The sequence below is a fragment of the Paenibacillus sp. FSL H8-0283 genome (assembly GCF_045040675.1).
Lineage (GTDB): Bacteria > Bacillota > Bacilli > Paenibacillales > Paenibacillaceae > Paenibacillus > Paenibacillus amylolyticus.
Genome location: NZ_CP150295.1, coordinates 7,056,702 through 7,081,255, shown reverse-complemented (window position 1 = coordinate 7,081,255; position 24,554 = coordinate 7,056,702). Strand labels below are relative to the sequence as shown.

The window sequence follows — 24,554 nt, the reverse complement described above, 5'->3', positions numbered from 1 at the left end:
AAGGAGAGATAACTATGATCAGTGATACGATCACAGCGATATCAACGGCTGTCGGAGAGGCGGGTATCGCCGTGATCCGGGTCAGCGGCCCGGAAGCAGTGTCGGAGACGGAAAAGATTTTTCGCAGCAAAACCCCTTTAACTCAGGCAGCATCTCACACGGTTCATTATGGTCATATCATAGATCCCGTTAATGGGGAAAAGATTGAGGAAGTATTGGTTACGGTCATGCGAGCACCACGCTCGTTCACAACAGAAGATGTGGTGGAGATCAGTGCGCATGGTGGTGTGGTGTCCGTAAAACGGGTCATGGACCTCCTATTGCAGCTTGATATTCGTCTGGCTGAACCCGGTGAGTTCACGAAGCGTGCTTTCCTTAATGGGCGGATTGACCTGTCTCAGGCGGAAGGTGTCATGGATCTTATTCGTTCCAAGTCGGACCGAGCTTTCTCGGTTGCGCTGAAACAGGTTGAAGGCAAGCTGTCCTCCAAATTGCGTGATCTACGATATACACTGGTGGAAACACTGGCACATATTGAAGTGAATATCGATTATCCCGAGCATGATGTGGAATCGTTAACGTCTGATTTTATTAAAGAAAAGTCCAGTCAGGTTATGACTGAAATTGATAAATTGCTGACTACAGCAGAGCAAGGAAAGATCCTGCGAGAAGGTATCACGACGGCTATCGTTGGACGACCTAACGTAGGTAAATCCTCATTGATGAATACACTTGCGCAAGACAACCGGGCCATCGTCACGGACATTCCAGGAACAACTCGTGATGTAATCGAGGAGTTCATTACGATCAATAATATCCCGCTCAAGTTGCTTGATACGGCAGGAATACGGGAAACGATGGACGTTGTTGAGAAGATCGGGGTAGAACGTTCTCGTACTGCGGTAAGTGAAGCTGATCTGATCTTGATGGTTGTGAATGCTGCGGAGCCACTTCATCCCGATGAGATTGAATTATTGGAACAAATCCGCGGTAGACAATCGATAATCATTATGAATAAAATGGACTTAACGCCACAGGTAGAACGTGACGTGTTGCTTCGTTACATTCCGGAAGAACGGCTTGTACCGATGTCGGTGAAAGATGATCTGGGCGTGGATCGACTGGAAGATGCCATCTCTACGCTATTCTTCAGTGGTAAACTGGAGTCAGCAGACCTGACCTATGTCAGCAATGTGCGTCATATTGCTTTGCTCAAAAAAGCGAAGCAGTCTCTGGTTGATGCCTATGAAGCAGCAGAGCAGTTCATTCCGATCGATATGATACAGATTGATGTTCGTTTGGCGTGGGAGCATTTGGGCGAGATTGTTGGAGATACAGCACATGATGCATTAATTGATCAGATTTTCTCCCAGTTCTGTCTAGGAAAGTAAAAATAATATACTGCCGATTGAGTTAAATCGTAGTGTATGATGGAGAGGTACAATTTCTGCCTGTTGTCAAAGGATAGAATGATATTGTAGCCATTACGTGTTGGTTTCATATAGATAGGGATGCAAGTTCCGATGAACGGTTAGAAGTAGTTTCATTATTGTAGAACATGATCCGTCTGCGTGAGTTACACCAAATGCAGCGGAATAAGGAGGTAAACGGGAATGGCTTTTGATGGCGGCAGTTATGATGTAATCGTCGTTGGTGCAGGGCATGCTGGTGTGGAATCCGCGCTGGCCGCAGCTCGTATGGGGTCCAAAACACTAATGATTACGATCAATCTGGATATGGTGGCTTTTATGCCTTGTAACCCATCTATTGGGGGACCGGCTAAAGGACATGTTGTCCGTGAGATTGATGCACTTGGTGGAGAAATGGGACGGAATATCGATAAAACCTTTATTCAGATGCGGATGCTTAACACGGGTAAAGGGCCTGCTGTTCACGCGCTTCGTGCTCAGGCAGATAAATTCTCCTACCAGCATAAAATGAAGGAAACGATGGAGAATGAACGTAATCTGACGATGCGTCAGGGTATGGTTGATTCACTGATCGTTGAAGACGGAAAATGTGTAGGCGTTGTGACTCAGACAGGAACAGAGTATCGGGCTAAAGCGGTCGTTCTGACAACAGGCACATACTTGCGCGGTAAAGTAATTATGGGCGAGTTGATGTATGAGAGTGGACCGAACAATCAACAACCATCTCTTAAATTGTCAGAGAATCTGCGTGAACTGGGCTTTGATCTGGTTCGTTTCAAAACGGGTACACCACCACGTGTGCATAAGGATACGATTGATTTTAGCAAAACCGAAATTCAGCCTGGCGATGACAAGCCGAAGTTCTTTTCCTATGAAACAGAATCTTCCGATAATGAGCAGTTGCCTTGCTGGTTGACGTATACATCTGTGGATACACATCAGATTATTAATGATAATCTGCATCGTGCTCCGATGTTCTCGGGGCTTATTGAAGGAACCGGACCACGTTATTGCCCTTCCATTGAAGATAAAATTGTTCGTTTCAGCGACAAGCCGAAACATCAGATATTCCTTGAGCCAGAAGGCAAGAACACATCCGAGTATTACGTACAGGGGTTGTCTACGAGTATGCCAGAAGACGTTCAACTGGCTATGCTGCGTTCCATTCCAGGTATGGAAAAAGTGGAAATGATGCGTAATGGTTATGCGATTGAATACGATGCGATGGTGCCTACACAATTGTGGCCATCACTGGAAACTAAACGTCTACCAGGTCTGTTTACGGCGGGTCAGATTAATGGTACCTCCGGCTATGAAGAAGCAGCAGGACAAGGTGTTATGGCTGGAATCAACGCTGCACTCAAAGTACAGGGGAAAGAGCCGGTAATACTGGATCGTTCCCAAGGTTATATTGGCGTGCTAATTGATGATCTGGTGACAAAGGGTACAAATGAACCGTATCGTCTGTTGACTTCACGCGCTGAGTATCGTCTGTTGCTTCGCCATGATAATGCAGATATGCGTTTGACGGAAATCGGACATGACATTGGCCTGATCCCTGAAGAGCGTTATGCGAAATTCCTGGATAAAAAGGCGAAAGTCGAGCAGGAAGTCGCACGTCTGAAAGTGGCTAAAGCTCGCCCGATTGAAGTGAATGCCAAGCTGGAAGAGTACGGATCTACACCTATTCAGGATGGCAGTACGTTGCTTACCTTGCTGCGTCGCCCGGAGCTGGGGTATGAACTGATTGAACAGCTCTCACCATCTGAGGTAGAACTGACAGCAGATATGAAAGAACAAGTGGAAATACAAATTAAATATGCGGGTTATATTGAGAAACAATTGATCCACGTGGAACGTTTGCAAAAGATGGAGAAAAAGAAAATTCCGGACACCATCGTATATGATGAGATTCATGGTCTTGCTATGGAAGCCAAACAGAAGCTCGCTACGATTCGTCCAATCTCGATTGGTCAGGCTTCTCGTATTGCTGGAGTTACTCCTGCCGACATCTCCATTCTGCTGGTCTACCTGGAGCATTATAACCGTGTAACCGCAGCAAGGGGACAATAATGGACGATATTCAACAGCAACTGCAGCGGCGCTTAAAGAAACATGGATTAGAGCTGGGCGAACTCCAGTTGGAGCAATTCGAATTGTATTATCAGGAACTGGTATCCTGGAATGAAAAGATGAATCTGACTGGAATTACGGATCGGGAGCAAGTGTATACAAAACATTTCTATGATTCGGTATCGCTGGCCTTTTATACAGACATGACCAAAGTGAATAAGCTTGCTGACATTGGATCAGGAGCGGGTTTTCCGGGATTGCCACTGAAGATCTGTTTCCCGCATATTAAGCTTACGATCATTGATTCATTAAATAAACGTATTGGCTTTCTACAGCATGTGGTAGATATCCTTGGTCTGACTGATGTGGAATTGGTCCATGGACGTGCTGAAGAGATTGGACGCAAAGAAGGGTATCGTGACAGCTACGATCTCGTTACGGCGCGTGCAGTAGCCAAGCTGGCTGTGCTGAATGAATTCTGCCTTCCGTTTGTTCGTAAAAGTGGAATATTCGCTGCAATGAAGGGCGGAGACCCGCGTGAAGAAATGAAGGAAGCGGAGTTCAGCTTCAATCAGCTGAAAGGACGGGTTAAGGCCGTTCATCCTTTCCAGCTGCCGGTTGAAGAATCAGAGCGTCACATCATTCTGATTCAGAAATTTGATAAGACACCATATAAGTATCCGCGTAAACCAGGTACTCCAATGAAGACTCCGCTGATATAGTTGCGTGATGGTTTTGAAGTAAGTCAAAACAAATTAGAATTTTAGACATGGATGAAGAGGATGTTTCACGTGAAACATTCTCTTTTTTTTGTTTTCTAAAATGGAGGACTGGATCAACATTACAGATACTTCATATTACATATCTTTTAAAGAACCTTTATTGATGAATTTTACGCACAGTAACTCATGAACAATTTCATTAATTGAATGTGTGCAAGTCGTCATATTTCCAATATTCACAAAGAAAAAGCAGGATAATTAGTAGAGTTTAAAGAATAGGTAAGCATAGGATTATGATAGAAAAGATGATAGAATAGAAGTATCCGATCCTGGGTCACAGCGATCATAGATTATATGTATAGATAGATGGATATGCGTTCGATGTTGCATGACAGAAAGCGTTATGAAAGGCAAAACTTATTCCAAGAACGATGCATGTGAAAGGTCGCTTATTGAATAAGAAGCACCTGCAAAGACTGTGGGAGCTATTACGAAACTAGGTGGTAATCTGCGGAATGAAAGAACAATTTTCGAAGTTGTTTGGTTTGGCGGAGCGCAATAACGGAGATGAGATCAAACAGATTCCGGTTAATGAAATTGTGAGCAGCCCATATCAACCCCGTACTATTTTTGATGATGATAAAATTGATGAGTTGTTGCAGACGATCAAAACACATGGTGTAATTCAGCCTATTGTCGTTCGCGTGCGAAATGGATCATATGAGATTATTGCCGGGGAACGTCGCTGGCGTGCAGTTCGAAAATTGGGTTTGGATACGATTCCGGCTATTGTGCGTGAATTCAACGACTCTCAGGCCGCATCCATTGCACTGATTGAGAACTTGCAGCGTGAAGGATTGACTTCCATTGAGGAAGCTGTCGCTTATCAGAAGCTGATCGACTTGCATCAATTGACACAGGAAAGTCTGGCACAACGACTCGGTAAAAGCCAGTCAACCATCGCGAACAAAATTCGGTTGTTACAGCTTCCGGACGGCATTAAGGCCGCATTGATGGAACGCAAAATTTCTGAACGGCATGCAAGGGCATTACTTTCTCTGGATACGGAAGAACTGCAGATGAAGTTGCTCGGTGAGATTATCGAAAAAGAATTGAATGTGAAACAGACAGAGGCACGTGTTGCCTTCTACAAGGAATCTTCCAAGATTAAAAAATCTAGACGTGTTTCCTTTACCAAGGATGTAAGGCTTGCACTTAATACAATTCGCCAATCCATTGATATGGTAACTGGCTCTGGTCTGGACATCAAAACAAAAGAAGCAGACCATGAGGATCATTATGAGATCGTTATCCATATTCCAAAACGCAAATAATTGAAGCTTATGGCGGCAATGGGCCGCTTTTTATGTCTATAAAGCAAGTTAGGTCTGACATGTTTAAAGAATGGTCGGTATATTGATGGAACGGTAGTTGTTGTTTGTGTGGACGATAGCCGCCTGCTTTTTGTTAACAATATCTCACAACCTACAGAAAAGACTCCTATTTTATTTGAGGTGAAGTAATTGTCTAAGATTATGGCCGTAGCAAATCAAAAGGGCGGTGTGGGGAAAACGACGACATCTGTTAACTTGGGTGCAGGACTGGCTTCACTCGGGAAAAGAGTATTGCTTGTCGATATTGACCCTCAGGGGAATACAACCAGCGGAGTCGGAATCAATAAAGCAGATGTGGCTAATTGTATATATGATGTCATTATTAATGAGGTTCCTCCTCAAGAAGCAATTTTGGAGACTCAGATTGAAGGCCTTCATATCATACCTGCAACGATTCAGCTTGCCGGAGCCGAGATCGAATTGGTGTCCACGATATCACGGGAAGTTCGCCTGAAAAAATCACTCGCCATGGTGAAAAAAAACTATGATTACATACTGATCGATTGTCCACCATCTCTTGGTATGTTAACGATCAATTCGTTGACTGCTTCCGATTCGGTGATCATTCCGATTCAGTGTGAGTATTATGCACTTGAAGGATTAAGTCAGTTGCTCAATACAGTTCGTCTGGTACAGAAACATCTGAATACATCCCTGCAGATTGAAGGGGTATTGCTGACGATGTTTGATGCGCGGACCAATCTGGGGATTCAGGTTATTGAAGAAGTGAAAAAGTATTTTCAACAAAAAGTATATCAAACGATTATTCCGCGTAACGTACGGCTTAGTGAAGCACCATCTCATGGTCAATCCATTATTACGTATGACCCTCGTTCAAGAGGGGCGGAAGTGTATTTAGAGCTCGCAAAGGAAGTGATTTCTTATGAGTAAGCGGCTTGGAAAAGGTCTTGATGCCCTCATTCCTTCGCTTTCAATTAATGACGATGATAAAGTCGTAGAAATCCCGATTAGTCAACTGCGGGCTAACCCCTATCAACCACGTAAAGTATTTGATGAGGGCGCAATACATGAACTTGCTGAGTCCATTCGTCAGCATGGTGTCATACAACCCATTATTGTTCGTCCTGTATTACGAGGATATGAGATTATTGCCGGAGAACGACGGTTCAGAGCTTCGCAATATTGTGGTAATGCCACGGTACCGGCTGTAGTCCGCAACTTCAGTGATCAGCAGGTAATGGAGATTGCGTTGATCGAGAACCTGCAACGGGAGAATCTGAACGCTATGGAAGTTGCAGTTGCTTATCAGGGGTTAATGGATCAATTCGCGTTGACTCAGGAAGAGTTGTCTGTAAAAGTAGGTAAATCACGTTCTCACATTGCTAACTTCTTGCGTCTGTTATCTTTGCCCGAAGAAGTAAAAGACCATGTTTCACGTGGAACATTATCTATGGGACATGCACGTGCGATCGTAGGTGTTAAAGACGAGGTTATAGTGAAGCAACTTGCGAAACAGACCATTGATCAGCAATGGAGTGTACGTGAGTTGGAGGAAGCTGTTCAACAACTGGATCGCTCCAAAACAGGTGAGGCTAAAGCCAAATCGAAGTTAAAAAAGAAAGATCCATTCATTGATACATTGGAAGAATCTCTTCGTGAACGTTTCAAAACTACAGTGAAAATCAAGCACAATAAAGATAAAGGTAAAATTGAGCTCAACTACTACAGTCAACAGGATCTGGAACGGCTATTGGAATTGTTACAATAACAGTCGGCTCTATGATTCATTAACAACATGCGGGGCTTACTCATGTCATGACATATCGCCTCTGTACCATGGAGAAACGATATGTCATTCTTTGTTTATAGGGTTATATGTGCAATATGTGCAGGCGAATTATTAATTTATAGGACAGAGGTGGTTGTGAGGTGGAGGGAGTTATCTATCTAGATCATGCAGCAACATCTTGGCCCAAACCACCTGCTGTCGGTGATGCGATGTTGAGTGCATTGGAGATTGCCGGAGCTAATCCTGGCAGAGGAAGTCACCGTATGGCTGTTCAGGCAAGTCGTGTATTGTTCGAGGCGAGAAAATCCATATCCAATATTTTTGGAATCAAAAATGCGAATGATATTGCATTCGGATCAAATACGACAGAAGCGCTAAATCTAGCTATTCAAGGCTCGCTCAGAGAGGGCGACCATGTGATTGCCACCATGGCTGAACATAACTCAGTCAGGCGACCACTGGAGTACATGCGAAGACTCCGAAATGTAGAGATTGATTATGTAACTGTTGATGCTGCGGGAGCCATTGATCTGATGCAAATGGAACGTATGTTTCGTTCCAATACCAGATTGGTGGTATGTACACATAGTTCGAATCTGCTTGGCAGTATTCTTCCTATTGGAGAAATTTCGCTCCTATGTCGTAAACATCAGGCGATCTTATTGGTAGATGCAGCTCAGAGTGCTGGGGTTATACCTGTGAATGTACAACAATTGGGCATTGATATGTTGGCTTTTCCAGGGCATAAGGGACTGCTTGGTCCTCAGGGTACAGGGGGCTTGTACATTGCTCCAGAGCTCGATATAGAGCCTTTACTTCATGGAGGAACAGGAAGTCAGTCAGAAGCTTTGGAGCAGCCAAAGGTGCGTCCTGATCGGTATGAAGCGGGGACGCCGAATACAGTCGGGATCGCAGGACTGAATGCGGGTGTGAAACATGTACTTGAGATGACACCAGCGGTCATCTACCAACATGAGTGGGAACTGACCCAACATATGATGGATGGGCTGTCATCCGTTAAGGGCATTCGAATGCTTGGTCCAGAGATTGGAAAGCCACGCACCGGATTAGTATCTTTTACTGTGAATGGGTATGATTCAGCACAACTCGCCTTCCGTTTAGATCGGAATTATGGGATTGCGGTTCGCTCCGGTTTTCATTGCACACCGCTTGCACACGAATCTGCTGGTACAACCGCTACCGGAGCAGTAAGGGCCAGTGTGGGATACAATTCAACTAGAGAACATGTGGAAGCAATCGTTAAGGCAGTGTTGGAATTGACTGGGGCAGACTAGATTAGAGTTGAAATGATGAACTCATTTGATACAGGGTTGCTTGATTAAGCTTATGGATATCGGGTTGATTTATAATGAATGATAATATTACAGGACAGACGTTAATCTGATCAAAAATATAGAGGGGTAGTTGCAATTACATGGCTGAATTAAACGAGCTGATTCTGGAACAGCTGTTATGGATTATTGGCGGAATGGCATTACTTACGGTGATCTTGCTGATTGTGAGTATTGTTCAAGGGGCAAAGTTACGAAAGTTTAAACGTAAATATGAAGCCATGATGGCTGGCAGTGGAGTAGAGGACCTGGAATCATTGCTGATTAATCTGAAACTTCAGATGGATAGCATTGAGGATGAACACAAACTGCAAACGAATCAGCTGCAAGTTGTCATGCAAAAGCTGACCCGCATTCAAGGTAAAGTTGGCGTGAAAAGGTACAATGCATATGGAGAGCGTGGCAGTGATCTGAGCTTCTCAATGGCCATGATTAACGATAGCCAGGATGGCATGATCCTTACGGGGATATATAACCGCGACGGTTCTTATGTATATGCCAAACCTCTTAAAGGGGGAGAGTCCACGTATACTCTGTCCCCAGAGGAAAAGGAAGCTATTACTCTGGCACAGCAAGCAGAGTAGAACGTGTATGCCATTCCCGGATGGCCGAGTATAGACTGCTGGAAATAATCTCGGACATGCGCATAACGAGACTGAGCCGTGTGTTCTGTAGAACAAAGTATTCCATAAAGCCGCCGACGTTAACGATACCTGTCAGATGGATATCGCCGACCGGCGGTAATTCTTTATTTACCCCCGCACCCGGCTTGAGTGGACCATTCACAACTTGAATGCATCCCACACTGGATGATTGACCGAGACAGGCGTCAATGCCAATCACATAAGGGTTATGGTGTGTTTTCTGTATGTTGTGGAGTGTATCTTGCAGGTTCATCGCATGGACTGGTTCATCCAAGGTACCATATAGATGGAATAAAGGGCTGTCCCACTTGGAAAGGGCTGATCCGACCAGAGGACCAAGGCAGTCGCCTGTTGAGCGATCTGTGCCGATGCAGACAATCACTACATTTTGTAGAGAATGGGCTTTATAGAGGTGAAACATTAAACGATGGGTAATGGCCGAATGAATACCTGGATCGGTATGGGGGATTTTCAAACTGGTCATGTCTTGTGATGAAAAGGAACGCGAAGTAGGATTCATAGGATCTATCCTTTCCCTTGGAATAGTAGTAACAGTATATGGAAAGGTAGAGCGTTTTATACTTCGAGAGGACAAGCTTTTTCTCTAGGGTTGGACGTATGGTGAAAGGAGCCGAACATGGACGAATGGATTAACGATTGGATGCTGATTGCATTTGATTCAACCCAGCAGGCACTGCGTGCTGAAATGCTGCTGGAGTTTGCTGAGATAGAGATTGATTTGTTCCCTACACCAAAAGAAATTACAGCAGGGTGTGCGTTATGTATTCAGTTTCCAAAAGAGGATCTGGAGCGAGTGCAGAAGATCATTCGTAACGAGTTCGTAGAGATCCGAGGCCTCTATTTCAAAACAGAAGACAGCTATGATAACATACCGATGTAGAGGAGGGATGATGAATGTTGTCATTTCAGTTTGCTCAAGGGACTACAGCTAGCGGTCCGGTAGCCGCCGTGGATGAAGCCCTTCGTTGGACGGATAAAGTCTGGAACAAAATTGCAGATCCCGATATGTGGCTTAACATTATGTTCAGCTCAATCCGGATCATCATTATTTTTATCATCACCCGTATTGTCATTAAGGTAGTCTATCGAATTATAGATCGTTCCATGGAACGCAAGCAGGAAGGCAAGATTCGCGTGAATCCGCGCAGGTTCGTAACCGTAGGGGAACTGTTGAAAAATGCGACCTCCATAACATGTAATTTTATTATGATTCTGCTACTGTTATCTGAGATCAATATCCAAGTTGGACCGCTACTCGCGAGTGCTGGTGTGCTCGGGCTTGCCATTGGTTTTGGTGCACAGGGTCTGGTCAAGGATGTTATTACCGGTTTCTTCATTATATTGGAGGATCAGTTCGCTGTGGGGGATGTTATTCAGACGGGAACCTACAAGGGAACGGTTGAAGTGATCGGACTTAGAACAACGAAACTGGTCAGCTGGCAAGGTGAAGTGCACATTATCCCAAACGGGGCGATTGCAAGTGTAACGAACTACTCCATGTCAAATTCGCTGGCTGTAGTGGATATTCCGATGAAGGCGGACTTAAGTCTCGATGAGTCAGTACATCTGGTGAAGAAGTCTTTGGTAGGGATTGAAGAGCGTGACCTAAATATTGTGAAGGTGCCGGATGTGCTCGGTATACAGTCGATGTCTACATCTGAGTATGTGGTGCGAATTGTGGCTGAATGTATGCCTAACTCTCGTGCTTCGGTGGAACGTCAGATTCAGGGCGATGTGAAAAAAACGCTGGAGTATCATGAGATGAGCAATCAAGCCGCATTGGAACAGGCAGTAGCTTTGGAGAAAGATGAGGGGGATGGCACAGGTGGAGCGTAAAAGTTTCCAGCTTGGGGATATCGTGCAGATGAAGAAGCAGCATCCCTGTGGCAGCAATGAGATGGAGATCATTCGTATGGGTATGGATATTCGGATTAAGTGTGTCGGATGTAAACACAGCGTGTTGATTCCAAGAGCGAAATTCGAGAAAAACATGAAGAAGGTACTGCGTTCAGCCGAAGATTCCACTGAATCCTGATCTTGCAATAATTCGGTATGCAGTATGCGTAATAACGTTTACATGCAGGCTCCGCAGGAGTGTTGCGTTCTGTAAATGATCATGCTATAATCAATATTGCTGCGGAAAGGTACCCAAGAGGCCCAAGGGGGCTGACTCGAAATCAGTTAGGCGTGTCACAGCGTGCGTGGGTTCGAATCCCACCCTTTCCGCCACTTCAATTGTAACTTACTCAATACACATTGAGTTTAATAAAAAGATCGATAAGAAGACTTTCCATTAGGAAAGTCTTTTTTGGTATAACGTTTTATTGAATATGTATTGAACATGTATCCATATCAGATGCATCATTAATGGCTCGAACGAAAAACAAAGAGCCCCGAAGGGCTCTTTATCCGGCGGTGCATTTGTTTGTTAGGAAACAATCGGTCGTAACAATCAGACATTTGGTGTACTGCACGTAGCAATACGCGTGCTTCAGACGAAGGGCCTTACTACACATAACCACTTGCTTCTTAAATTACGTGATGAATCTCCAACAGCGAATGATCGGCTTCGTTGTCCAACGGAACCACACCTCTCTCGTGCACCGCCTGATTGTATTATGTGCTTTATTCCGTTTTATATACATGGATCGTAAAAAAGTATTGCGATTAATGGACGCGGGCTTTGGTCAGCTTCTTCCACTTGCGATTATGATTGCTTGTTTCGGGAAAAGCTTCACCTTTTTGCAACGTTACCCGCTTTGGGTTCTGAATTTCCGTGACAAAGCTTTTTTCCCCAACTTCCGTGTACTCTCCATCGTTTGGGGCTTTGTCTCCTGGTTCAAACTCGGTTTTTTCACCCATGATAAAACCTCCTCTGCAGATTATGTTACTTTGTTGCTTCTGTAGTGTGCTCCATAGCCGGGCTGATCATGTGCCAATATGTACAGGGAACGTTTGCTTGCACTTTGACTCGGTATTTGTTATATTAATATAGTTCGAGTTTGTGCTCGTTCCTTGCTCTCAACCTAGATTGAGGGCCAGAGTCCATAAGGAGGTGAAAATTATGCGCAAATATGAAGTGATGTACATTATTCGTCCTGACATTGAGCAAGAAGTTGTTCAAGCTACAGTCGATAAATTCCAAGGCATCATCTCCAACGGCGGTGGTGAAGTTACAGCTCACGACGTTATGGGTAAACGCCGTCTTGCGTATGAGATCAAGAAATTCCGTGATGGTTTTTATGTTCTGGTACATTTCACTGCTGAACCAGCAGTTGTAACTGAACTTGAGCGTCTCATGAAGATTTCTGACGAAGTAATTCGTTATCTCATTACCAACGACGTTAAGTCTGCTTAAGACTACTCGTGATTAACGCACCAATACGCTCTGAAGGAGGGGATTACATTGTTGAACCGTGTCATTCTGATCGGACGGTTAACCCGGGATCCTGAGTTGCGTTACACTCCAGCAGGAGTGGCAGTTACGCAATTTACTTTGGCAGTGGACAGACCGTTTACAAGCCAAGGGGGAGAAAAGGAAGCCGATTTCATTCCGGTCGTAACCTGGAGACAGCTTGCCGAGACCTGTGCGAACTACTTGCGCAAAGGACGCCTGGCTGCAGTCGAAGGACGCATTCAAGTACGGAACTACGAGAATAACGAAGGAAAACGTGTATACGTGACCGAAGTCATTGCCGATAATGTCCGTTTCTTGGAGTCAGCTAACCGTGATAATAGCGGTGGCGGCGGTGGGCAACCAATGCGTGAAGAGCCTTCTTATGGAGGCGGCGGACGCGCGAACAATAACAATAATTCGCGTAGCAACAATCAGGATCCTTTTTCCGATGACGGAAAACCGATTGATATATCGGATGATGATTTGCCATTTTAACATGAGCTGATACTCTTAGGAGATATGGGTTACATGATAGGAAAGGACTGAAAAGCATGGGCTTCAAGCAAAGAGAAGGCGGAGACAACGATAAAAGACCGGCACGTCGTGGCGGCCGTAATAAACGTCGTAAAGTGTGCTTCTTCACAGCTAACAAAATTACTCACATCGATTATAAAGATACGGACTTGCTTCGTAAATTTATCAGCGAACGTGGAAAAATTTTGCCACGCCGTGTAACAGGTACTAGCGCTAAATATCAACGCATGCTGACGATTGCAATCAAACGCTCCCGTCAAATCGCATTATTGCCATACACAACTGAGTAGTTTTTCTCAGCTTGCATACGAAGCAGTCGGCTTATAGCCGGCTGCTTTTTTGTATATATCAATAGAATTATTAGAAATAACAGATCCACTCTAACAAATGGAAGAATTCAATACTGTGGTGATAGAAGCATTCAAGGCTCAAATGAATTATAATAGAGTCTAATCTACTGAAAAGGTTCAGGCAGCAGGAATAGCTGTTTATTTCAGAATAAACACCAGGAGTGGATATGAATACATCAAAACGTAAAGGCAAACAGAGAAAAAAAAGTCTGAAAACCTGGATTATAGCTACTCTTTTACTTTCCATTATATATGTATGGTTACAGCAAAAAGATGATATAGATAATATGTGGCCTGGGACAACAATCCAAGAAGCTCTGCCAATCACCGGCCTACATCCTGTGGTAGCAGAGAATGAGAAATTATTGGTACGTAAGGCAGAGAGACGTGGAATAGAGATTGTTATCACCCACGGTTACCGAAGTTCCGAGGAGCAAGATGCACTATTCAACCAAGGACGCTCAAGCGCAGGCAATATCGTTACTAATGCACGTGGTGGTGAGTCATATCATAACTACGGATTGGCAATTGATTTTGCACTGAGGACGCCTGAGGGTGATGTGGTGTGGGATATGGAACGTGATGATAACGGCAATGGCGAGGCAGACTGGATGGAAATTGTGGATCTTGCCAAAGAGTTAGGTTTCACTTGGGGTGGAGACTGGGCAAACTTTCCGGACTATCCTCACTTGCAGATGGATTTTGGACTGAGTATTAATGAGTTAAAACGTGGTAAAAGACCCCCTGACTCTCAGTAAAAGGTGTTATATATACACTTAAATGAATAATTATTAGATAAGCTCTGCATTTTGCAGGGCTTTTTTCTTTCTTTTGTAAAATAAATGATAAAAGATGACAATTTGGTCTTTACATTAGCAAATAAATAAAACTATACTAGATTAACTAGATTTTTTACTTTGATCGCACATATTATTTCAATTGTAAGCATAACGGCTCCGGGTTCAATAAAATTCAGCTATAGATCGAGATATAATCATCACTCATATATGTAACATTTACCTCACGCAAAATTAAGAATGTCTACTTAAATCAAAGCATACACATACACTAAATGTAACTATTATGTTATGTATATGTTATATCGTCTAATTGCCTATGTTCACCTCACAGCCAAAAACAAGATAATACCTCTCAAAATTCCTGCTATATGCCTTTATAGTATTACTAATATCCAAATCTGTAGTATAAAAAACATTTATACCAAAAATCTCAAAATAAGCATTGACGTTAGCTAAAATTACACGTATGATTACATTAATTATTTTGATATATAATTCCGCTAGGAATTATCAACATTAATTGACCAATGGTCTAAATATAAGTCTCTTAAACTTGTTTCTCCTAACAATTTGGTATTTTGTGTAAGCTATTGTTCGTTATCTTCAAGAACTTGGAAATATACAGTGGATGCATTTCTCTACACACGAATACAATCTACGGAAATTATGGGGTTAGGGTGATTGATTTGAATACAGAGCTATTGGAAGTCAGAAATCTAACAACATCATTCAGAATTGAAGATGACTATTATGCAGCAGTGGATCACGTTAACCTTACGGTGAAGAAAAATGAAGTGTTGGCAATTGTAGGTGAATCCGGGTCAGGTAAAAGTGCTTTTGCATTCTCTCTTATGGGTTTGCATAACAAAGCAAAGATCGAAGGCCAGATCCTCTATAAAGGACAAGATATTGCCAACATCTCCCCAAGCAAGTTAAACAAGCTACGCGGCAAAGAAATGGGCATGATTTTTCAGGACCCATTGTCCGCACTAAATCCTCTAATGATTATTGGTGAACAGATTGAAGAGATTCTCACACTTCATCAGTCCAAGCTCTCTTCTAGAGAGAAGAGAGAAAAGGTCATTCACTTATTGAATCAGGTAGGGATTCCACGTCCCGAACAAATATACAAGCAGTATCCCCACGAACTATCTGGTGGTATGAGACAGAGAATTGTTATTGCCATTGCGATTGCCAACAAACCGGAACTACTCATAGCCGATGAACCAACGACGGCGCTTGACGTTACGATTCAACTACAGATTCTGGAGCTGATCCGTGATCTGAAGAATGAAATTAACGCAGGCATTATTCTGATTACACATGATCTGGGTGTCGTAGCTGAGATGGCTGATCGCGTTGCAGTTATGTATGCAGGCGAAATTGTTGAAATCGCAGATATCTTCACATTGATGAACGATGCGAAGCATCCATATACCCGCTCATTGTTGAACTCTATTCCCACCCTGTCTGAAGAAAGATCCAAATTACATGTCATCCAAGGCATCGTACCATCACTCAAAAATCTTCCTCGCAAAGGGTGCAGATTCAAAGCCCGAATTCCATGGATTAGTGAATCGGCTCATGAAGAGAACCCACAGATGCATGAAATTGCACCAGGTCACTTTGTACGGTGTACCTGTTACCAGCACTTTCATTTCCCTGACCAAAGCTGAGGAGGAATAACATAATGGCATTACTCGAAGTAGAAGGGCTCAAGATACACTTTCCGATTCGCGGTGGATTGCTTAAACGGGAAATTGGCAGTGTAAAGGCTGTTGATGATGTTAGCTTCTCCATTGAAGAAGGACAGACCTATGGTCTGGTTGGCGAATCAGGTTCAGGTAAGACAACAACAGGCAGAGCCATTATTGGGCTAAACCATGTCACTGACGGAAAGATCCTGTTTAACGGCAAAAATCTGGCTACAGAGCGACGTAAGAACAGGCAACTCCAGCGGGATGTACAAATGATTTTTCAAGACCCTTATTCATCACTGAATCCAAAGAAGCGGGTTATCGATATTATCGCTGAGCCGTTTCGTAACTATGAGCGTCTGACAGCTACCGAGGAGAAAAGACAAGTAAGAGAATTACTTGAAAAGGTTGGCTTGAGTCCGGAATCAATCTACAAATATCCGCATGAATTCTCCGGCGGACAGCGTCAACGGATTGGCATTGCACGGGCTATTGCACTGAAGCCGAAGCTAATTATCGCGGATGAACCTGTATCTGCACTCGATGTATCGGTACAGGCCCAGGTACTCAACTTCATGCAGGAAATTCAAAAAGAATTAAATCTGACCTATCTGTTCATCAGTCACGATCTGGGCATCATCCGTCATATGTGTGATCAGATTGGAATTATGTATAAAGGTCGATATGTGGAACAGGGCACAACAAATGATATTTTTGAGAATCCGCAACACATCTACACCAAACGTCTTATTGCAGCCATTCCGGATATGGACCCAACCAAACGAGAGGAAATGGTAGCCTTCCGTCAACAGGTCAAATCCGAGTATGAACATTCATACCGAAATTTCTTTGATGAGGAAGGGCTTGCATACTCGCTCAAATCCATTTCCGATACTCACCGAGTAGCTCTACCTCAGAAAGGTTGAAGGCCATATGTGGAAAACGATAGTACGCAGAATTATCATAATGATCCCTCAGATCTTTTTACTTAGTCTTTTGGTCTTTCTGATGGCCAAGGCCATGCCTGGCGATGCACTAACGGGATTACTTGATCCAAGCGTTGATCCCAAAGCATTGGAAGCCCAGCGAGAGAGACTGGGATTGAATAATCCCTGGTATGTGCAATATTGGGACTGGATCAAAAACGCCGTCCAAGGTGATTTTGGACAATCCTTCCGTTTCAAAATGCCGGTTACCGACTTGATCGGTCAGCGTGTAGCAAACACATTCTGGCTCGCACTGGCGACACTTGTACTGACATACCTGATCGCTATTCCACTGGGTATCATCAGCGGTCGTTACAACGATACCTGGTCTGATCGGTTGATCACGGGATACACCTATCTGGGCTTTGCCGCACCATTGTTCATCTTCGCACTGGTGATGGTATGGATCTTCGGATTCCACTTCGGCTGGTTCCCGACAGGAGGTAGCGTTGCGCCGGGACTTACACCAGGCACATTCAGCTACGTAATGAGTAAGTTCTATCATCTATTATTGCCGGCACTATCCATGGCACTGATTACAACGGTATCTACGGTTCAATATTTACGTAGTGAAATCATTGATATCAAGCATAAGGAATTCGTTATTACTGCCAGAGCCAAAGGCGCCTCGGAATCCCGGATCTACAACAGGCATATCTTGAGGAACTCACTATTACCTATCGCCGCGTTCTTCGGATATGAAATTACAGGGCTTATCGGAGGTACGGTATTTATTGAAAGTATATTCAGTTATCCAGGTATGGGGCAGTTGTTCCTGAGTTCCATCTCATTGCGTGACTTCAGCGTTGTGACTGCACTCGTATTGTTGTATGGCGTAGCTTCCATTCTCGGGGCATTGCTGTCTGACATAATTCTAGGAATTGTAGATCCACGTATACGGATCAAGTAAGAACTTGAAGATTTCGGGGTGAAAACAAGATGAGCAAGGCCAACGAGGTAGTTGTAACTTCACAAAAGGTTGATAAAAGCCCCTCCAGCTTGAGTATTTTATGGAGGGAGCTTGTCAGAGATAAGGTGGCACTAATCTCGCTCATTTTCTTGGGCTTGGTCATGTTGCTGGTATATGGCACGTCTCTCATTCTGAATCAGGATGATATCGTACGCGTGGATCTGTTTGCCTTATATGAACCTCCATCCGCGAAATATTGGCTTGGAACGGACTATGGAGGTCGTGATGTATTTGGCCAACTGGTCATCGGTACACGTAACTCCCTGACCATTGGAATTATCGTAACGTTAATGACTGGCTTCATAGGTATCTTAATTGGCCTTTTATCCGGTTATTTCGGTGGAATGATAGACAACCTGTTTATGCGTGTTGTTGATTTCTTCATGATCCTTCCGATGTTGATGATTGTTATCGCGTTTGTTACGGCAGTACCGAAATACAATATCATCTCGTTCTCTCTAATCATGACGGCATTTCTCTGGATGGGTATCGCCAGGTTGATTCGCTCCAAAGCATTACAGGAACGGGAACTGGATTATGTAAAAGCTTCAAAAACATTGGGCTCATCTCATCTGAAGATTATGCTCTCACAGGTTCTTCCGAATCTGAGTTCCATTATCATCGTAACGATGACATTGAATCTCGCTGCCAACATTGGCCTCGAATCCGGGCTGTCTTTCCTAGGGTTTGGTTTTCCCGAAAGTACGCCTAGTCTTGGAACACTCGTAAGTTATGCACGTAATCCGCAAACCCTGGAGTCCAGATGGTGGATATGGCTACCCGCATCGGTACTGATTCTGGTATTGATGTTGAGTATAAATAATGTCGGTCAAGCCCTAAAGCGTGCGACTGATGCAAGACAAAGAAGAGGTTAAAAAAAGGGAGGAAAGGTTCATGAAAAAGGGATTATTTTCACGGGGACTATTTTTCACGATGATGTTGGTCTTTGTATTGGTGCTCGCAGCGTGCTCTGAGAAAGAAGCAGCTACTCCAGCTCCAGCTTCCAACACAGAAGAGGGAAAAGCGGAGGAAAAACCTGCTAATGAAGAGGGCGTTTACTCCATTGATGACTTCAACAATGTCAAAACGAATGAGGGTACTGCGATCGAGGGTGGATCGATTACATTCGGACTTGTATCGGATACTGCTTTTGAAGGTACACTGAACTTTAACTTCTATTCCGGTAACCCGGATGTTCAGGTACTGCAATGGTTCGATGAGCCATTACTTACATGGGACAAAGACTATGTGTACACCAATGATGGTGCAGCAACATATGAGACATCTGAAGATGGCAAAACGTTCACACTGACCATTCGTGACAACGTAAACTGGCATGATGGCAAGCCGGTAACGGCTGAAGATCTGCAATTTGCTTATGAAGTTATTGGTAACAAAGCGTATGATGGTCCACGTTATGACTCCAACTTTACTAGCATAGTAGGTATGGAAGAATTCCATGCTGGAAAAGCAAAAACAATCTCTGGTATTAAAGTGCTGAGCGACAAACAAATCAGCATTACGTATAAAGAATCCACTCCGTCCCTGCTGACAGGTGGCGTATGGACGTATCCACTGGCTAAACATATCTTCGGCGATATGGATGTAGCAAAAATGTCTTCTTCGAAAGAAGTACGTGAAAAACCAATTGGTTTTGGTCCATTTAAAGTGGATGTCATCACTCCGGGTGAGTCTGTAACTTATGTTAAGAATGAAGACTACTGGCGTGGGGCTCCGAAACTGGACAAAGTGACTCTAAAAGTTATCAACCCGACAACGGTTGTTCAAGAACTGAAATCTGGCGGGGTAGACCTGGTGGATGCATTCCCGACAGATCAATACAAAGATAATGCTAACCTGTCCAACGTAGAATTCCTGGGCGCAATCGATCGTGCTTATACGTACATCGGTTTCAAACTGGGTACGTGGGATGAAGAGAACGGAAAAGTTGTAAGCAATGCCGAAGCAAAAATGGGCGACAAAAACTTGCGTAAAGCAATGTGGATGGCTGTAGATAACGATCAAGTAGGTAAACGTTTCTATAATGGTCTGCGTTGGAATGCAACAACCCTGATTCCACCGTCTCACCCAGAATTCCATGATTCCAACAATCCGGGTGTAGCATATGATCCAGAAGCAGCGAAAGCATTGCTCGACGAAGCTGGTTACAAACTGGATGGTGAATTCCGTACGAATCCGGATGGAACACCACTCGAAATCAACTTTGTATCCATGACTGGTGGCGACACAGCTGAACCATTGGCTCGTTATTATGTTCAATCATGGGCAGCTATTGGTTTGAAAGTAAACCTGGAAATGGTTGAGTTCAACAGCTTCTATGACCGTGTAGGTAACACAGGTAAAGATGATCCGAAAATTGATGTGTATCAAGCAGCATGGGGCGTTGGTATTGACGTAGATCCATCTGGTCTGTATGGCCGCGATGCACTCTACAACTTCTCCAGATTCTCCAGCGAAGAGAATGACAAATTGCTGGCACAAGGTATCTCTGCTGAAGCATTTGATGTAGACAAGCGTAAAGAGATCTACAATCAATGGCAGCAATACATGGTAGATGAAGTTCCTGTATTCCCTACACTGTATCGTGCAGTTGTAGCACCCGTTAACAAACGTGTAATGAACTATGCGATTGGTGATGGAACAGGCGTTTACCTGAGCGACCTGCAAGTTAATGCAGACAAAGCAGTTGTAGCTCAGTAACACATTCTTAAATTAGCAGCTGTAAGGATTGGGGTCCTTTAAGAAGCCGGTTGCTAGATTATTAATGAAGAATTCTCCTGGGAAATGTTAAAAAGTGTCTTTAAAAACATGAATTCTGTACACACTGGCATGGGTGTATGGGGTTCATGTTTTTTTTGTAACCAAAAAATAAAAAAAATTTAACTTTTTTTCAAAAAAGTGCAGACAAAATGCCTCTTCGCTTCGTCTATATAGGTAAGAGGTGATCAATTTATGAAAAAATGGTGGAAACGTGCAGGTATGCTGCTGGCTCTGCTGCTTATTATATATTTGGGTGTGAAACCGGACATGCTGGTAGGCAAACCCGGAATTAAAGCTGAATCTGCGGTATTAATGGATATGAACTCTGAACAGATCTTAATGGATTATAACGGCTTCGAAGAGATTGCTCCGGCAGGCGTCAGTAAGTTGATGACAGAACTGTTAGTGATGGAGGCCGTGATCAATGGTGATATAGGCTGGAATGATCTTGTTAATGTGAGTCTGTATGCCAGCTCCGTGGGGGGCAGTCAACTGACCCTGAAACAAGGAGAGCAATTCACCGTTCAGGAGTTGTTCGAGATCATAGCTGTCTATTCAGCCAATGATGCAGCGGTTGCTCTGGCTGAACATATCAGTGGTACAGAGCAGAAGTTTGTGCAACAGATGAATCAGAAAGCAACTCAGATTGGGCTGTCTGAGGATACACAATTCACGAATTCAACGGGCCTCAGTGAAAAGCTGCTTGGTCCTAACCGTCCGATGGATATACAAGGGCAGACCTTAATGACGGCTATAGATGCATGCAAGCTTGCGCGATATCTGCTGAATAACCATCCCGAGATTTTAAGAATCTCCAGTCAAATGCAAGTATCAATGCACCAAAAAGGGATGTACATGAGTAACACGAACTGGATGTTGTCCTCTATTGGTGGACCGTATGCTTATGATGGGAATGACGGATTAAAGACCGGGTATGATGAAGATTCCGGATATCATTTTGTGGGGACAGCTGAACGTGATGGCAAAAGACTGATATCAGTTGTATTTGGAACAGATACTCGTGAAGGGCGTTTTGTGGAGACTCGGAAGTTATTCAACTATGGGTTTTCGGGCTCAAAATGAAAGGGTGAACAAGGACATCGTATAGGAGACTCTTCTCGCTGTTATATAGTGGTTAATCATGGTAAAATAACTTACGTATAATTCCATATTATTCTGTAATTCACTTTAAAGGGGGAAATCGTTTGAACGCGATTAGCAAAAAGGTATACGCTCTCACGCTTACCATGGCCATGTCCATTGCATTGATTCAACCAGCTGTACAGGCGGCAGAAGCCGTAAAACCTACAGCGGCAGTCTCGGAGGCTATTGCCTCCAAGGCGACACAAACACTACAGCAACTGGGATACATAGATGAAATCACAGAGTTAACAACTCCGATCACTCGTGCCGAAGCAGCGATCATTCTGCAACGTGTACTTAAAATGGATGCGCCTGCATCACTTACAGGTTTCGCAGATGTTTTGCCGGAAAATGAAGCTGCGCCTGCCATCTACGCTCTGAAGCAAGGCGGGCTCATTCAAGGGAAGGCAAAGGGCTTTGCCCCGGATGTGCCACTTACACGTGCACAAATGGCATCGTTGTTTACGCGTGCATTTGAACTGAAGGACAACGGAATTCAGGTAGTATACAGCGATGCCGATCAGATTCCAGTTGTGCATGCGAATGACGCTGCACGGGTTAAGCAACATTTTATTATCGAAGGTAGTGCATTTAATGCCAAACAATCGGTGACTCATGGCGAATTCGCAGATGCGCTGTATCTTGCGCTCGGACTCGATGTAAAGTCAGAGGGGCTTACACCTCTGGAAGACTTCTTCAAACAGCCTGCTCAGGCAGGGTTCCAGATGTCACCTGACGGTAAACATCTCGCTTACCTGGAGCCATGGAACAACCGTATGAATATCGTAGTTACCGCAAACGGCCAGGATAAGCCTGTACGCATTACGAGCGAAACAGAACGTAATATCGCAGCATTTGCATGGGCGACCAATGACAAGCTGCTCTATGTGCAAGATAAAGCAGGCGATGAGAACTATCATTTATATATTACGGATATTGATGGTAAAAATAGCAAGGATCTGACACCGTATCCTAACACAAGAGCCATCCTGGTAGATCCGCTTGAGAATATCCCGGATGAGATTCTGGTAGGCATGAACAAGCGTGATCCACGCATCTTCGATGTATACCGTATTAACATCAAGACAGGAGAGTCTGTGCTTGCGGCAGAGAATCCAGGCAATATTACGGGCTGGCTGACGGATCACGAAGGCAAAATTCGTGTGGCCGTATCCAGTGATGGTAATGTGTCATCGTTACTGTATCGGGAATCAGAGGATCAGCCGTTCGAGCCGCTACTGACAACGAAGCTGGGAGAGACTTTTGCTCCAGTCATGTTCACGTATGACAATAAAAACATCTATGCCGTATCTAATTTGGAGCGGGACAAAACAGCAATTGTAGAGTACAGTCCAAGCAGCAAGAAGGTAACCAAAACTATTTATGAAAATAAAGATGTGGATGTAAGCAGCTTCATCCCTTCCAAAGAAAAAGGAACTATTCTTGCTGCTGTGTATGAGACAGATAAAGTGAACTATGAATTCTTTGATCAAGAGTTCAAAACGTTAATGCAGGATATCAAAGCGAAAGTGCCGGGTAAGGAAGTTAGTCTCAGCAGCATAAGCGAGGAAGGCCAGGTACTGTTTGTAGCCTATAACGACAAAACGATGGGCACGTATTATTTCTACGATTCCAAAACAGGCAAACTCGATAAATTAGCTGATGCCGCACCTTGGATTGATGAGAGCCAAATGTCGGACATGAAGCCCATTACGTATAAGTCACGTGACGGGCTAACCCTTCATGGTTATCTGACACTGCCTCAAGGATCGGAGGCTTCCGACTTGCCACTGGTGGTTGTTCCACATGGTGGTCCTTGGGCACGCGATTCATGGGGCTTCAATCCTGAAATTCAATTCCTGGCAAGCCGTGGCTATGCCGTTCTACAGGTGAACTTCCGTGGCTCTACGGGGTACGGTAAGGAATTCCTGGATGCAGGTAATAAAGAGTGGGGTAAAGCCATGCAGAACGACCTCACAGACGGCGTGAATTGGCTAGTTGCAGAGGGAACGGTTGATGCGAAGCGCGTAGCGATCTATGGTGGATCTTACGGCGGATATGCGGCTCTGGCAGGATTGGCATTCACACCGGACGTCTATGCTGCAGGCATTAGCTATGTCGGACCTTCCAACATCTTCACCCTTCTTGATTCACTGCCACCTTACTGGGAATCGGAGCGCAGCATGTTCTATGAACGTGTAGGAGATCCCGAGCAGGACAAGGAACTGTTAACAGCCATTTCACCACTCTTCCACATCGATCAGATGAAGGCTCCATTATTCGTGGTTCAGGGCGCTAATGATCCACGTGTCAAACAAGCCGAGTCAGACCAGATCGTTGAAGCATTACGCAAGCGTGGAGTTGATGTACCGTATATGTTAAAGAATAATGAAGGTCATGGCTTCGCAAACGTGGAGAATCAGCTTGATCTGTACCGTGCGATTGAGAAATTTCTGAATCGTCACCTGATGCAGCAATAGTACGTTAGACATTGAAGACTGGCCCGCAGG

24 protein-coding genes and 1 tRNA gene are annotated in these 24,554 nt (G+C 44.2%); 23 read left to right on the top strand and 2 right to left on the bottom strand.

Annotated elements, in window-relative coordinates; translation table 11 throughout:
• The first annotated feature begins 14 nt into the window (after positions 1-14).
• The 8 genes from mnmE to MHI52_RS30995 all read left to right on the top strand — a co-directional run bounded on the left by mnmE (position 15) and on the right by MHI52_RS30995 (position 9,305).
• Entirely contained in the window at positions 15-1,391 is a 1,377-nt protein-coding gene (gene mnmE, locus MHI52_RS31030; protein ID WP_405158244.1) for a tRNA uridine-5-carboxymethylaminomethyl(34) synthesis GTPase MnmE, read from the top strand.
• Positions 1,392-1,613: 222 nt separating this feature from the next.
• On the top strand, positions 1,614-3,503 hold the full coding sequence (mnmG, locus tag MHI52_RS31025) for a tRNA uridine-5-carboxymethylaminomethyl(34) synthesis enzyme MnmG (RefSeq protein WP_405158243.1): 1,890 nt from the start codon (positions 1,614-1,616) through the stop codon (positions 3,501-3,503).
• On the top strand, positions 3,503-4,225 hold the full coding sequence (gene rsmG, locus MHI52_RS31020; protein ID WP_036611970.1) for a 16S rRNA (guanine(527)-N(7))-methyltransferase RsmG: 723 nt from the start codon (positions 3,503-3,505) through the stop codon (positions 4,223-4,225). The genes mnmG and rsmG overlap by 1 nt, the downstream gene beginning before the upstream one ends.
• 515 nt (positions 4,226-4,740) lie before the next feature.
• A complete protein-coding gene (noc, locus tag MHI52_RS31015; RefSeq protein WP_036611968.1) occupies positions 4,741-5,559 on the top strand; it encodes a nucleoid occlusion protein in 819 nt (272 codons plus the stop codon).
• A gap of 189 nt (positions 5,560-5,748) precedes the next feature.
• Entirely contained in the window at positions 5,749-6,510 is a 762-nt protein-coding gene (locus MHI52_RS31010) for a ParA family protein (RefSeq protein ID WP_036611966.1), read from the top strand.
• Positions 6,503-7,348, top strand: coding sequence for a ParB/RepB/Spo0J family partition protein (locus tag MHI52_RS31005; RefSeq protein WP_036611964.1), 846 nt, complete (start codon positions 6,503-6,505; stop codon positions 7,346-7,348). The genes MHI52_RS31010 and MHI52_RS31005 overlap by 8 nt, the downstream gene beginning before the upstream one ends.
• A gap of 161 nt (positions 7,349-7,509) precedes the next feature.
• The gene (locus MHI52_RS31000; protein WP_405158242.1) at positions 7,510-8,664 is read left to right on the top strand and encodes an aminotransferase class V-fold PLP-dependent enzyme; all 1,155 of its coding nucleotides are present in this window, start codon (positions 7,510-7,512) and stop codon (positions 8,662-8,664) included.
• Positions 8,665-8,804: 140 nt separating this feature from the next.
• On the top strand, positions 8,805-9,305 hold the full coding sequence (locus MHI52_RS30995; RefSeq protein WP_047841029.1) for a DUF4446 family protein: 501 nt from the start codon (positions 8,805-8,807) through the stop codon (positions 9,303-9,305).
• Here the strand turns inward: MHI52_RS30995 and yyaC are convergent.
• Complete coding sequence (gene yyaC / locus MHI52_RS30990) at positions 9,280-9,885, bottom strand: spore protease YyaC (protein ID WP_036611957.1); 606 nt, start codon at positions 9,883-9,885, stop codon at positions 9,280-9,282. The genes MHI52_RS30995 and yyaC overlap by 26 nt on opposite strands.
• 117 nt (positions 9,886-10,002) lie before the next feature.
• On the opposite strand from yyaC, the gene MHI52_RS30985 reads away from it, so the two are divergent.
• From MHI52_RS30985 to MHI52_RS30970, 4 genes are all read left to right on the top strand, one after another.
• Positions 10,003-10,266 carry a DUF3343 domain-containing protein gene (locus MHI52_RS30985; protein ID WP_017691427.1) on the top strand — a complete coding sequence of 88 codons (264 nt, stop codon included), beginning with the start codon at positions 10,003-10,005 and terminating at the stop codon, positions 10,264-10,266.
• Positions 10,267-10,280: 14 nt separating this feature from the next.
• On the top strand, positions 10,281-11,222 hold the full coding sequence (locus MHI52_RS30980) for a mechanosensitive ion channel family protein (protein WP_100526830.1): 942 nt from the start codon (positions 10,281-10,283) through the stop codon (positions 11,220-11,222).
• Entirely contained in the window at positions 11,212-11,421 is a 210-nt protein-coding gene (locus MHI52_RS30975) for a DUF951 domain-containing protein (RefSeq protein WP_036611950.1), read from the top strand. The genes MHI52_RS30980 and MHI52_RS30975 overlap by 11 nt, the downstream gene beginning before the upstream one ends.
• A 103-nt stretch (positions 11,422-11,524) precedes the next feature.
• Positions 11,525-11,615 (top strand) — tRNA-Ser (locus tag MHI52_RS30970).
• A 438-nt stretch (positions 11,616-12,053) separates the two neighbouring features.
• Here MHI52_RS30970 and MHI52_RS30965 read toward each other — a convergent pair.
• Positions 12,054-12,248 carry a YjzC family protein gene (locus MHI52_RS30965; protein ID WP_036671877.1) on the bottom strand — a complete coding sequence of 65 codons (195 nt, stop codon included), beginning with the start codon at positions 12,246-12,248 and terminating at the stop codon, positions 12,054-12,056.
• 202 nt (positions 12,249-12,450) lie between these two features.
• Between MHI52_RS30965 and rpsF the strand changes: the two genes are divergently transcribed.
• From rpsF to MHI52_RS30910, 11 genes are all read left to right on the top strand, one after another.
• Complete coding sequence (gene rpsF / locus MHI52_RS30960) at positions 12,451-12,744, top strand: 30S ribosomal protein S6 (RefSeq protein WP_036611944.1); 294 nt, start codon at positions 12,451-12,453, stop codon at positions 12,742-12,744.
• A 48-nt stretch (positions 12,745-12,792) separates the two neighbouring features.
• Positions 12,793-13,278, top strand: a complete 486-nt coding sequence (ssb, locus tag MHI52_RS30955; RefSeq protein ID WP_017691432.1) for a single-stranded DNA-binding protein — start codon at positions 12,793-12,795, stop codon at positions 13,276-13,278.
• Between the two features lie 56 nt (positions 13,279-13,334).
• On the top strand, positions 13,335-13,607 hold the full coding sequence (gene rpsR, locus MHI52_RS30950; protein WP_017691433.1) for a 30S ribosomal protein S18: 273 nt from the start codon (positions 13,335-13,337) through the stop codon (positions 13,605-13,607).
• 227 nt (positions 13,608-13,834) lie between these two features.
• Positions 13,835-14,425 (top strand): M15 family metallopeptidase, encoded by a 591-nt coding sequence (locus tag MHI52_RS30945; protein WP_405158241.1) that lies wholly within the window; start codon positions 13,835-13,837, stop codon positions 14,423-14,425.
• A 728-nt stretch (positions 14,426-15,153) separates the two neighbouring features.
• Positions 15,154-16,143 (top strand): ABC transporter ATP-binding protein, encoded by a 990-nt coding sequence (locus MHI52_RS30940; protein WP_036671916.1) that lies wholly within the window; start codon positions 15,154-15,156, stop codon positions 16,141-16,143.
• A gap of 14 nt (positions 16,144-16,157) precedes the next feature.
• Positions 16,158-17,090, top strand: a complete 933-nt coding sequence (locus MHI52_RS30935) for an ABC transporter ATP-binding protein (protein WP_047841027.1) — start codon at positions 16,158-16,160, stop codon at positions 17,088-17,090.
• 7 nt (positions 17,091-17,097) lie between these two features.
• Positions 17,098-18,060 carry an oligopeptide ABC transporter permease gene (gene opp4B / locus MHI52_RS30930; RefSeq protein ID WP_169482677.1) on the top strand — a complete coding sequence of 321 codons (963 nt, stop codon included), beginning with the start codon at positions 17,098-17,100 and terminating at the stop codon, positions 18,058-18,060.
• A 29-nt stretch (positions 18,061-18,089) separates the two neighbouring features.
• Entirely contained in the window at positions 18,090-18,995 is a 906-nt protein-coding gene (locus MHI52_RS30925; protein WP_036611941.1) for an ABC transporter permease, read from the top strand.
• A 19-nt stretch (positions 18,996-19,014) separates the two neighbouring features.
• Positions 19,015-20,841, top strand: coding sequence for an oligopeptide ABC transporter substrate-binding protein (locus MHI52_RS30920; protein WP_405158240.1), 1,827 nt, complete (start codon positions 19,015-19,017; stop codon positions 20,839-20,841).
• A gap of 252 nt (positions 20,842-21,093) precedes the next feature.
• A complete protein-coding gene (locus tag MHI52_RS30915; protein WP_405158239.1) occupies positions 21,094-21,984 on the top strand; it encodes a D-alanyl-D-alanine carboxypeptidase family protein in 891 nt (296 codons plus the stop codon).
• 122 nt (positions 21,985-22,106) lie between these two features.
• A complete protein-coding gene (locus MHI52_RS30910; protein WP_405158238.1) occupies positions 22,107-24,524 on the top strand; it encodes an alpha/beta fold hydrolase in 2,418 nt (805 codons plus the stop codon).
• The last annotated feature ends 30 nt before the right edge of the window (positions 24,525-24,554 follow it).

Coding starts and splice junctions, on each gene's coding strand:
- mnmE (WP_405158244.1), top strand. CDS start 15: ATGATCAGTGATACGATCACAGCGATATCAACGGCTGTCGGAGAGGCG.
- mnmG (WP_405158243.1), top strand. CDS start 1,614: ATGGCTTTTGATGGCGGCAGTTATGATGTAATCGTCGTTGGTGCAGGG.
- rsmG (WP_036611970.1), top strand. CDS start 3,503: ATGGACGATATTCAACAGCAACTGCAGCGGCGCTTAAAGAAACATGGA.
- noc (WP_036611968.1), top strand. CDS start 4,741: ATGAAAGAACAATTTTCGAAGTTGTTTGGTTTGGCGGAGCGCAATAAC.
- MHI52_RS31005 (WP_036611964.1), top strand. CDS start 6,503: ATGAGTAAGCGGCTTGGAAAAGGTCTTGATGCCCTCATTCCTTCGCTT.
- MHI52_RS30995 (WP_047841029.1), top strand. CDS start 8,805: ATGGCTGAATTAAACGAGCTGATTCTGGAACAGCTGTTATGGATTATT.
- yyaC (WP_036611957.1), bottom strand. CDS start 9,885: ATGAATCCTACTTCGCGTTCCTTTTCATCACAAGACATGACCAGTTTG.
- MHI52_RS30985 (WP_017691427.1), top strand. CDS start 10,003: ATGGACGAATGGATTAACGATTGGATGCTGATTGCATTTGATTCAACC.
- MHI52_RS30980 (WP_100526830.1), top strand. CDS start 10,281: ATGTTGTCATTTCAGTTTGCTCAAGGGACTACAGCTAGCGGTCCGGTA.
- MHI52_RS30965 (WP_036671877.1), bottom strand. CDS start 12,248: ATGGGTGAAAAAACCGAGTTTGAACCAGGAGACAAAGCCCCAAACGAT.
- rpsF (WP_036611944.1), top strand. CDS start 12,451: ATGCGCAAATATGAAGTGATGTACATTATTCGTCCTGACATTGAGCAA.
- rpsR (WP_017691433.1), top strand. CDS start 13,335: ATGGGCTTCAAGCAAAGAGAAGGCGGAGACAACGATAAAAGACCGGCA.
- MHI52_RS30945 (WP_405158241.1), top strand. CDS start 13,835: ATGAATACATCAAAACGTAAAGGCAAACAGAGAAAAAAAAGTCTGAAA.
- MHI52_RS30935 (WP_047841027.1), top strand. CDS start 16,158: ATGGCATTACTCGAAGTAGAAGGGCTCAAGATACACTTTCCGATTCGC.
- opp4B (WP_169482677.1), top strand. CDS start 17,098: ATGTGGAAAACGATAGTACGCAGAATTATCATAATGATCCCTCAGATC.
- MHI52_RS30925 (WP_036611941.1), top strand. CDS start 18,090: ATGAGCAAGGCCAACGAGGTAGTTGTAACTTCACAAAAGGTTGATAAA.
- MHI52_RS30920 (WP_405158240.1), top strand. CDS start 19,015: ATGAAAAAGGGATTATTTTCACGGGGACTATTTTTCACGATGATGTTG.
- MHI52_RS30915 (WP_405158239.1), top strand. CDS start 21,094: ATGAAAAAATGGTGGAAACGTGCAGGTATGCTGCTGGCTCTGCTGCTT.